The organism is Bradyrhizobium cosmicum (assembly GCF_032290525.1).
GTDB lineage: Bacteria > Pseudomonadota > Alphaproteobacteria > Rhizobiales > Xanthobacteraceae > Bradyrhizobium > Bradyrhizobium cosmicum_A.
In genome coordinates, this window is sequence record NZ_JASXTA010000102.1 from 1 (window position 1) to 374 (window position 374).

The 374-nt window shown below is 61.0% G+C and carries 1 pseudogene; it reads left to right on the top strand.

Annotated features, from left to right (window positions below):
- Positions 1 to 68: 68 nt before the first annotated feature.
- Positions 69 to 374: pseudogene (locus QSV46_RS39230) on the top strand (hypothetical protein); the annotation flags it as partial.

Consider the following 374-nt stretch of genomic DNA (forward strand, 5'->3'; position numbering starts at 1 on the left):
GAATCATCTCGCGCTAAAACGGGGCCATTGCCACTAGTCGTAAACGGGGCTTGGGGGAAGGAACCAAATTGAGGTTTGAGACGTCGCTGAAACTTCGCGGCTGGGCCCTTCTCGGTGCCACCACCTTTTGTCTCGCATTGCCGGGCGCGGTCACGATGCTGGGTAACTCGGCGTATGCCGGTGGTACCCTCGAAGAACGCAAACAGCCGATGCATTTCAAGTGGAATGCATGCCAGCCGGATTGCCGGGGCTGGGTCTCGGCCGTCGGCATCGTCACATCGGATAGTCCGCGGGAGTTCGACGAATTCGCCAAGGGTCGCCAGCTCGCGGGCGCGACCATCGTGCTGGATTCCAGCGGCGGCTCGGTCAACGAT